Source organism: uncultured Negativicoccus sp., from assembly GCF_902480485.1.
Lineage (GTDB): Bacteria > Bacillota > Negativicutes > Veillonellales > Negativicoccaceae > Negativicoccus > Negativicoccus succinicivorans.
The window spans coordinates 1-8,863 of record NZ_CABSTC010000053.1 but is presented as its reverse complement, the minus strand read 5'-3'; the positions used below and the strand labels follow the sequence as shown (position 1 = coordinate 8,863).

Genomic DNA, 8,863 nt, shown 5'->3' with positions numbered 1-8,863 from the left:
GAATAAATTTTTGAAAAGAGGAAACTATGGCAGCAAATACTCGTAAAGCCGGCTACGGCGCGCAGGATATTCAAGTCCTGGAAGGGTTGGAGGCCGTTCGCAAACGTCCGGGGATGTACATCGGTGATACTTCGTCGCGCGGTCTGCACCATTTGGTGTATGAAGTGGTAGATAACTCCATCGACGAAGCGTTGGCCGGTTTCTGTACTCATATTGAAGTCACGATTCATCCGGATAACAGCGTGACCGTGGTCGATGACGGCCGCGGCATTCCTGTCGACATGCATAAAACCGGTCGTCCCGCGATCGAAGTCGTGTTGACGGTGCTCCACGCCGGCGGTAAATTCGGCGGCGGCGGCTACACGATCTCCGGCGGTTTGCACGGCGTCGGCGTATCTGTCGTCAACGCCTTGTCCGAAAAAATGGACGTACAAGTGCAGCGTGACGGTAAAATACATGAAATCGTTTTCGCCCGCGGTCATATCAGCGAACCGTTGCGTTCTTACGGAAATGTCGAAACCACCGGTACCAAAGTTACTTTTTTGCCGGACAAAGAAATTTTCAAAGAAGGCGTGGAATTTTCATTCGACACGCTCGCGTCGCGTTTCCGCGAACTCGCGTTCTTAAATAAAGGATTGCGCATTACGTTAACGGACGAACGCGACGATGAAAAATATTCCGAAAGCTACCATTACGAAGGCGGTCTGAAATCCTTCGTCAAATATTTAAATACGAATAAATCGACGATTCATCCGAATGTGATTGACTTTGAAGGGGATCGCGACGGCATTTTTATCGAAATCGCCATGCAGTACAATGACGGTTTCAGTGAAAATGTCTACTCGTTCGCCAATAATATTAATACTATTGAAGGCGGTACGCATTTATCCGGCTTTCGCGCCGCGTTGACGCGCACCATTAACGATTATGCGCGGCGTTCGGGTCTGATTAAAGAAAATGAAGAAAATCTTTCCGGTGACGATGTGCGCGAAGGGTTAACCGCCGTTATCAGCGTGAAAGTCCCCAATCCGCAGTTCGAAGGGCAGACGAAAACGAAGCTCGGCAACAGCGAAGTTAAAGGGATTGCCGATACGTTGATTTCGGAAGGCCTGCGCGTTTACCTGGAAGAACATCCCGCCGACGGCAAAAAAATTATTGAAAAAGCGCTGCTGGCCAGCCGCGCTCGCGAGGCGGCCCGCAAAGCACGCGAATTGACGCGCCGTAAAAACGCGCTCGAAGTTTCAAGCTTGCCAGGTAAACTTGCCGACTGCTCCGAACGCAATCCGGAAATGACGGAAATTTACCTCGTCGAAGGTGACAGCGCGGGCGGCTCTGCGAAATCCGGCCGTGATCGTCGTTTCCAAGCGATTTTGCCCTTGCGCGGTAAAATTTTGAACGTCGAAAAAGCGCGCCTGGATCGCATTTTGAATAATGAAGAAATCCGCTCGATGATCACCGCGTTCGGTACCGGTATCGGACCGGAATTTGATCTCAGTAAATTGCGTTACTATAAAATTATCATCATGACGGATGCCGATGTCGACGGCGCGCATATTCGTACCTTGCTGTTGACATTCTTCTACCGCTACCTTACCCCGTTACTGGAAGAGGGGCACATTTATATCGCGCAGCCGCCGCTGTATCAATTGCGCAAAGGACGCAGCAAATGGTACATGTACAGTGACGAAGAATTGGCGCAAAAACTGGATGAGGTCGGCCGGGAAAATATCACCGTGCAGCGTTACAAAGGTCTCGGTGAAATGGACTCCGAACAACTTTGGGATACGACGATGAATCCGCAGTATCGCACGCTGTTGCAGGTCGGTATGGATGATGCCATGGCGGCGGATCGGATTTTCACCGTACTGATGGGCGACAAAGTGGAACCGCGCCGTCGTTTCATTCAGGAAAACGCTAAAAATGTTACCAACCTCGATCTGTAAAAAACGGCTTCGGCCGTTTTTTTATGCGATTTTTCAGGTAAACTTGCGCGCGTGATTCAGATGGATTCATTGATATATGACAAAATATCCTCGCCGCAAGAGAAATAAAAGCGATTAAAAATGGATTAGTACCATATATAGACATAAAAAGCACGATAATAAGAAACGACTACCATATACGTATATTACGTCATTAAACTCCTGTCAAAATCGATGGAAACAAGAGAAAAAACACTGAACTGCAGAGAAAAATAATAACCAAAAGGAATCTTTATGGAAAAAAAGTATTTTGGCTTGCATTTTCAGACTCTAATGCTATAATTGACCTAATAAAAAATGAAAAGAAGGTGATGACAGATGGCGGAACCTCATTTGACAGACGGCTATCTTCCGGGAGAAGAGAATGCACCGAAATTGAAACGCAGTCTGAAAGCACGTCATATGAACATGATCGCCATTGGCGGCGCCATCGGTACCGGTCTCTTCGTGGCCGGCGGGGAATCGGTTTCCCAAGCGGGTCCGGGCGGTGCGCTGCTCGCATATTCACTCATCGGTATCATGGTGTATTTCTTGATGACGAGCTTGGGGGAAATGGCGACTTACATGCCGGTTTCCGGTTCATTCGGAACATACGCCGCACGGTTTGTGGATGAGGCATTCGGATTTGCGCTCGGTTGGAACTACTGGTTCAACTGGGCCATTACATTGGCGGCGGAACTGGTCGCCAGTGCCCTGATTATGAAATATTGGTTTCCCGATACACCGTCCATTGTCTGGAGCGCGTTATTTTTTGTCCTGATCTTCGGCTTAAACTATATGTCGACGCGCTTATTCGGTGAAAGTGAATTTATTTTTGCCGGCGTGAAAGTCATGACCGTTATCGTCTTTCTCTTTGTCGGTGCATTGTTGATTTTCGGCATCGGCGCCGAATCGCCCGGATTTACGAACTGGACGGTCGGAGAGGCGCCGTTTGTCGGCGGCTGGGCGGCCGTTCTCGGGATTTTCATGATCGCCGGTTTTTCGTTCCAGGGCACGGAAATGATCGGTGTCGCGGCGGGCGAATCGGAAAATCCGAAAGAAAACGTACCGAAAGCGGTCAACAATATTTTTTGGCGTATTTTGCTGTTTTATCTCGGTTCGTTTACGGTCATCGGTTTTCTGATTCCGTACACGGATCCCAACCTTTTAAACAGTTCGGTAGAAAATATTTCCATCAGTCCGTTTACGCTCGTCTTTGAACGTTTCGGTTTACCGGCTACGGCAGGTATTTTAAATGCGGTTATTTTGACAGCGGTACTTTCGGCGGGCAACTCGGGCGTGTATGTATCGACGCGCATGCTGTACGCGTTGGCCGCGGAAGGTAAAGCGCCGAAAATGTTCCTGAAAGTCAATCAGCGCGGTATTCCGACCAATGCATTGTTTGCGACGGCCGCGTTCGGTATTGTGGCATTCCTGACGAGCTTCATCGGTGACGGTGTAACGTACAATTGGCTGATCAACATCAGCGGTATGGCGGGCTTCATCACCTGGGTCGGTATCGCGATTTGCCACTATCGTTTCCGCCGCGCGTATATTCGCCAGGGTTACGATTTGAATGATTTACCGTATAAAGCATCGCTGTATCCGTTCGGCCCGATTTTCGCGCTGGTCTTGTGCCTGGTTGTTATGGCGGGGCAAAACTATAGCGCTTTTACCGGTCCGAAAATTGACTGGTACGGCGCCAGTGTCGCGTACGTCGGCATTCCGGTATTCCTCGCCGTGCATTTTTGGTATAAGATGAAATATAAAACGAAATTAATTCCGTTGGAAGAAGTCAATTTGGATCCGCATGACGACGAATTGCTCGCGCAAAGCGGCGAAGAAGTTGACGATTGAATGAAAATAGAAGCGATCCCGAGAGGGGTCGTTTTTATTTTATAAAAAATTAAACAATAAAAGCGAAAGAGATAATAATTAGCTATTTACAGGGCTGGTTGATATAATATATCTAAACAAAAAATCGCCGTGGAAAAAAGACGATAGATGGAGGCAGCATAATGAAGCATTGGTGGCAATGGTTAATGTTGACGGTATTATGTTTGGCGGTGTGGGGATGCGGCAAAAGTTCGACAGCCGAAGTGCAGCCGCCATTGGTCAAAACGATGGTTATCGGCGCGACGGAAACCGCGGCGGAAAATTCGTTCTCCGGCACGGTGCACGGTCGTACGGAATCTCCTTTAGGATTTCAAATCCCGGGGAAAATCGTGCATAAATTCGTGCAGTCCGGCGATCGTGTCCAAACGGGCGATCCCTTATTTTCGTTAGACGCGAATGATGTGGAAGCGCAAGTCGACGCGGCGCAGGGACAGGTCGACGCCGCCGCCGCGCAATTGGAACTCGCGAATAAAACACTCGCGCGTATGGAAACTCTCTATGCGCAAGACGCGATTTCGGCGTTGAAAATTGACGAAGTTCGCAGCAAACAGCAATTGGCACAAGCGCAGCACGATCAGGCGCAGGCTGCTTTATATCGGGCGCAAAATCAGGCGTCGTTTGCCACTTTGCGGGCGGATCGTGACGGTGTTGTCGGCATGATCATGGCGGAAATCGGTCAGGTCGTCAGCGCGGGTATGCCGGTCGTGGCGATCGTCGATAACAGCAGTTTGGATGTGCAAATTTCCCTTACGGAAAAAAATATTTCCGATTATCCGGTGGGCAGCTCCGCCGAAGTGACGTTCTGGGCGTTGCCGGATCAAAAATCGACCGCCGTGATGCGCGAAGTTTCACCGGCGCCGAATCCGAAAACGGGAACCTATGACGCGAAGTTGACGCTCAGCGATCCGCCGGCGCAATTAGCGCTCGGCAGTACTGCCGAAGTGCATTTCACGGGCGCGTCCGGCGAACAGATACTGGTGCCTTTGAGCGCGCTTGCGCCGCAATCCAAAACGCCGGCCGTTTGGGTCGTGCGGGATGAGAAAGTCACTCTTGTTAACGTAACGACAGGGGCGTACCGAGGCGATCAGGTGGAAATTACCTCCGGTCTCAATAAAGGGGATCGGGTCGTCGTGGCCGGTGCGCAAAATCTGACGGAAGGGCAAGCGGTCCGGATATGAAATCATTTAACTTAGCGCGATGGGCGGTTAAACACCGCCCCATCGTTTACTTTTTTATCGTTTCGATCTTAATCGCCGGCATCGTCAGTTTCTTTGACTTGGGTCGGCGCGAAGATCCCGACTTTTCGATTCGCTCGATGACGATCGCCGCGGCTTGGCCGGGCGCGACCGCCGCGCAGATGAACGAACAGGTCACCGATAAGATCGAGCAGAAATTGCAGGATACGCCGGGGCTTGATTACATCAAAAGCTTCACCAACGGAGATACCACGGTCATTTACGTTTGGTTGCGCGAAGATCTTCCCAAAGAAAGCGTGCGGCCGACCTGGACCGATGTGCGCAATCTCACCAATGATGTTTGGCGCGAACTCCCGAAAGGCGTCGTCGGCCCGTTCATGAATGATCGGTTTGATGATGTTTACGGCTCGATTTACGCGCTTACCGGGGATGATTTTTCCTACGAGGAAAAACGGGAATACGCGGAAACTTTGCGTCGTGAGCTCTTGAAAATTCCCGAAGTACAAAAAGTAAAATTGCTCGGTGTTCAGGAGCAGACGATTTATATCGAAATGGAAGAAGCAAAACTGGCGCAGCTCGGTATCGATCCGCGCATGGTCTTCCAAATGCTGCAACAGCAGGGCACATTGTTGCCCGCCGGCTCTGTGCGTACCGGTTCGCATAATGTCGCATTGCGCATCACGGGGCTTTTGGATTCCGCGGAAGCCATTCAAAATTTGTCCATTCACATGGGTGAACGCTCCATTCGTCTCGGTGATATCGCGACCGTCAAGCAGGCGTACGCCGACCCGCAAAATCCGGTCATGATGTTCAATGGTAAAGAAGCCGTCGGCGTTGCGATCTCCATGGCGCCGGGCGGAAACGTTTTGAATCTCGGCGATGAATTGACGGAGGCGATTGCGCAGTATAAAAATGATTTGCCGGTAGGCTTGGAGATCGGTCAGGTCACCAACCAGCCGGAAGTCGTCACCGGCGCGATCAATGAATTTACACGGGCGCTTGCCGAGGCGATCGTGATTGTGTTGGTGGTCAGCTTCCTCGCGTTGGGGTGGCGCTCCGGCGCGGTCGTCGCGCTGTGTATTCCGGTCGTTGTCGCGGCTACTTTCATCGTCATGCATTACTTTGCGATCGATTTGCAGGTCGTATCCTTAGGCGCGCTGATCATTTCGCTCGGTCTTTTGGTCGATGACGCCATCATCGTCGTGGAAATGATGCAACGCAAATTGGAAGAGGGTGTGGATCGGTTGCATGCGGCGACCGCGGCCTATGAAATCACCGCGTTTCCGATGCTTTCCGGCACGCTGATTACCGCCGCCGCGTTTATCCCGATCGGTCTTGCCAAAGGGATTGTCGCCGAATACACGGAAAGCCTTTTTTCCGTCACTGCGATCGCGCTTTTAATTTCCTGGTTCGCATCTGTACTCGTCAGCCCCGTATTGGGCTATAAAATGATTAAAGTGACGCCGCCGGATGAGCAAAAGGAAACACGTTGGGGCGCGTTCCAGAAGAAGTTATTGAACGGATTTAAAAATTCGTTGGAAACCGTCCTGCGTTATCGTAAGACGGTTGTGATCGCGACGATTGCCGCGTTTCTGATCGCGGCGATTTCCTATCCGTTGTTGAAAAAAGAATTTTTCCCCGCGTCCGTTCGACCGGAACTGATTGTCGAAACGGAATTGCCGCTCGGTGCGACGCAAGCAGCGACGAAAAAAATGACCAACGAGTTTGTGGCTCATTTTTACGGGGACAAACGTGTTGAGTCCGTTACCAGTTATATCGGTGAAAGCGCGCCGCGCTTTATTTTACCGTTTGAACCGGTGCCGCCGCGCACCAACTACGCGCAGACGGTCATTGTCGCGACCGACACCGACGCGCGTCGCTCCCTGCAAACCGATGTGGAGCGAGCGCTGGCGGATCATTTTCCCGATGTCCGCAGCAATATTCGCTTGATTCAAACCGGTCCGCCGGCGCCGTATCCGATCATGTATCGTCTGTCCGGTCCGGATACAGAGCAACTGCAGAAGTACGCCAATGAAGTCGTGCAATTGATGCAGAAAGATAAAGAAATCAGTCTGGTCAATATGGATTGGCCGCAGATGACGCCGTCCGTCGAAGTCAAAATCGATCAGGACCGGATTCGTCAACTCGGCGCGGATAATTACGCCGTCGCCGCCGATCTTTACACCAAGCTTTCCGGCTACCAGGTATCATCGGCCTACCTCGGCGATCAACTCGTACCGGTCAAATTCCGCTTGCCGCCGGGACGTCAGCAATTGGGCGATTTGGCGAACCTTGCCGTGCATGTCGGCAGCGGCCGTTACGTGCCGCTCGGTCAATTCGCGACGCTCACGCCGACCACGGAAAATACGATGATTTGGCGGCGTAACTTAACGCCGACCATTACCATTCGCGCCAATGTCGCCGATGATACGCCGGCCGATACCGTTTCGGAGCGGATCTACACGAAAACACTTGCCGATTTCCGTGAAAATCTGCCGACGGGATATGCTCTCGAATATGACGGCAGTGTCGAGCGCAGTCATACGTCCGTACACTCCATCGTTGTCGTCATGCCGGTCATGATCTTCGTGATTCTCATGGTCCTCATGTTCCAGCTCGGCAAAATCAAACTCATGATTCTGGCGGCCATCACCGCGCCGCTCGGTCTTATCGGCTCCATCATCGCCTTGCAATTGACGCGTAAACCGCTCGGTTTCGTCGCCATTCTCGGCATCATTGCGCTGTCGGGCATGATCATTCGTAACTCGATCATTCTGCTCGATCAGATCGAAACGCACCGCGCGGATGGCGAACCTCTCCACGAGGCCGTCATCAACGCCGCCATGATGCGTTTCCGGCCGATCATGCTTACCGCGCTCGCCGCGATCTTGGGCATGATCCCGCTGATGCGTTCCTACTTCTGGGGACCGATGGCCTTCGCCTTCTCCGGCGGCCTGCTCATCGCGACGCTCCTCACGCTTTTCTTCCTGCCTGCGATTTACACATGGGTCTATCGGAGAGAAGAGTAAATAAAAATCCCATCCTCTGACGTCAGAGGATGGGATCTTTTTGTAAGCGTACGTACGCGCTGAAAGGCTGCCTTTCGCGGGCGTGCTGAAGTGCAGTTACATGTTGTCATCTTGTTATACGAATAGGGCAATAAATGAAATAAAGTTATTAAAATAAGTCGAAAAAATGGTATAATATGAAATGAAATAAATTGAATTTATAAACCTTTTTAGTCTGTGGGAGATTTGCTGACCGTATTCTAAAGAGGCGAAAACAATCATATGTCGAATACATCCTTGGAATGGATAGCATCCGATTCCAAAGATGTATGAAAGGGAATGAAGTTCTCCCTTGGGTAACCTAAACCGTTTATTAAGCTGATGACTTCTACAATTACTTTTAGTTGCAGAAGGCATCAGCTTTTTGCGTTTAAGGGGGAATTTTTCATGTTAACATCATTATCACTTGTTTTTCTTCTTGGCTTAGCCATGGGGGCTATTTGTCAACGACTCAAACTTCCTAAAATCATTGGCATGTTAATGACCGGCATGGTATTGGGTCCGTTTGTTTTTGATGTTTTAGATCCTGCATTACTTTCTATTTCCGCAGATTTGAAAAAAATGGCGTTCATCATCATTTTACTCAGAGCGGGATTATCTTTGGACTTAGCCGATCTGAAGAAAGTGGGGAGGCCGGCTGTTTTACTGTCCTTTATACCGGCTACCTTCGAGATTATCGGGTATATTTTGCTGGCGCCTGTTATGCTTGGGATAACAAGAATGGACGCGGCGGTTATGGGGG

The 8,863-nt window shown here is 50.6% G+C and carries 5 protein-coding genes and 1 riboswitch; all 5 genes read left to right on the top strand.

Going from position 1 to position 8,863, the window contains the following annotated elements:
- The first annotated feature begins 26 nt into the window (after positions 1–26).
- The gene (gyrB, locus tag RDN69_RS05145; RefSeq protein ID WP_034437162.1) at positions 27–1,943 is read left to right on the top strand and encodes a DNA topoisomerase (ATP-hydrolyzing) subunit B; all 1,917 of its coding nucleotides are present in this window, start codon (positions 27–29) and stop codon (positions 1,941–1,943) included.
- Positions 1,944–2,300: 357 nt separating this feature from the next.
- The gene (locus RDN69_RS05140; protein ID WP_288218320.1) at positions 2,301–3,818 is read left to right on the top strand and encodes an amino acid permease; all 1,518 of its coding nucleotides are present in this window, start codon (positions 2,301–2,303) and stop codon (positions 3,816–3,818) included.
- Positions 3,819–3,979: 161 nt separating this feature from the next.
- A complete protein-coding gene (locus tag RDN69_RS05135; RefSeq protein WP_159822786.1) occupies positions 3,980–5,035 on the top strand; it encodes an efflux RND transporter periplasmic adaptor subunit in 1,056 nt (351 codons plus the stop codon).
- Entirely contained in the window at positions 5,032–8,082 is a 3,051-nt protein-coding gene (locus RDN69_RS05130; RefSeq protein ID WP_288218319.1) for an efflux RND transporter permease subunit, read from the top strand. Before RDN69_RS05135 ends, RDN69_RS05130 begins: the two co-directional genes overlap by 4 nt.
- A gap of 305 nt (positions 8,083–8,387) precedes the next feature.
- Positions 8,388–8,459, top strand: a riboswitch (Fluoride riboswitch).
- A gap of 49 nt (positions 8,460–8,508) precedes the next feature.
- A partial coding sequence (locus RDN69_RS05125; RefSeq protein WP_288218318.1) for a cation:proton antiporter occupies positions 8,509–8,863 on the top strand: 355 nt, incomplete at its 3' end.

Coding starts and splice junctions, on each gene's coding strand:
- RDN69_RS05135 (WP_159822786.1), top strand. CDS start 3,980: ATGAAGCATTGGTGGCAATGGTTAATGTTGACGGTATTATGTTTGGCG.
- RDN69_RS05130 (WP_288218319.1), top strand. CDS start 5,032: ATGAAATCATTTAACTTAGCGCGATGGGCGGTTAAACACCGCCCCATC.
- RDN69_RS05140 (WP_288218320.1), top strand. CDS start 2,301: ATGGCGGAACCTCATTTGACAGACGGCTATCTTCCGGGAGAAGAGAAT.
- gyrB (WP_034437162.1), top strand. CDS start 27: ATGGCAGCAAATACTCGTAAAGCCGGCTACGGCGCGCAGGATATTCAA.